Source organism: Lujinxingia vulgaris (assembly GCF_007997015.1).
Lineage (GTDB): Bacteria > Myxococcota_A > Bradymonadia > Bradymonadales > Bradymonadaceae > Lujinxingia > Lujinxingia vulgaris.
This window is the reverse complement of record NZ_VOSM01000087.1, coordinates 1-557: the sequence shown is the minus strand read 5'-3', so window position 1 is coordinate 557 and position 557 is coordinate 1. Positions and strand designations below refer to the sequence as shown.

The window sequence follows — 557 nt, the reverse complement described above, 5'->3', positions numbered from 1 at the left end:
GTTTCCGAGCGCACCAGCGCTTCACCGCTCTTGATCAGGGCAATATCGCTTGATGTACCTCCCACATCGATGGTGATGGCATCTTCGAACCCGGCGGCACGCGCTGTGGCCGACCCCCCGATTACGCCAGCCGCCGGTCCTGAAAGGAATAATCGCACCGGTCGCTGGCGCGCCACCTGGGAAGCTGCCAATCCGCCGCGCGATTGCATGATCTGCAGAGGCGCCGGGATCTTCGCCTGAAGTAGGGAAGTCTCCATGTTCTCGAGATAACAATCGACAACCGGTTTCACGTAACCGTCGAAGGCCGTGACGGCTGTGCGCTCGTACTCCCGGAATGCCGGGTCAACCTCCGAGGACAAAGACACCGGTAACTAAAACACCACCTCGTGTATGTAATCTGCCACCGCACGTTCATGCGAGGGGTTGGCGAAAGAGAACAGCAAACTGACCGCTATGGCCTCAACCTCCTGTTCCAACAACTTCTGGACTGCAGCTTGCAGGCTTTTCTCATCCATGGGGACAACGATGCTGCCGTCCGCGGCCACGCGTTCGCTGAC

Annotated in this window: 2 protein-coding genes; both read right to left on the bottom strand. The window is 59.1% G+C overall.

Going from position 1 to position 557, the window contains the following annotated elements:
- On the bottom strand, positions 1 to 359 hold a 359-nt coding region (locus tag FRC98_RS21025), incomplete at its 3' end, for a hydantoinase/oxoprolinase family protein (protein WP_230467901.1).
- A gap of 12 nt (positions 360 to 371) precedes the next feature.
- Positions 372 to 557: hydantoinase/oxoprolinase N-terminal domain-containing protein (locus FRC98_RS21020; RefSeq protein WP_146983518.1), on the bottom strand; the 186-nt coding region annotated here is incomplete at its 5' end.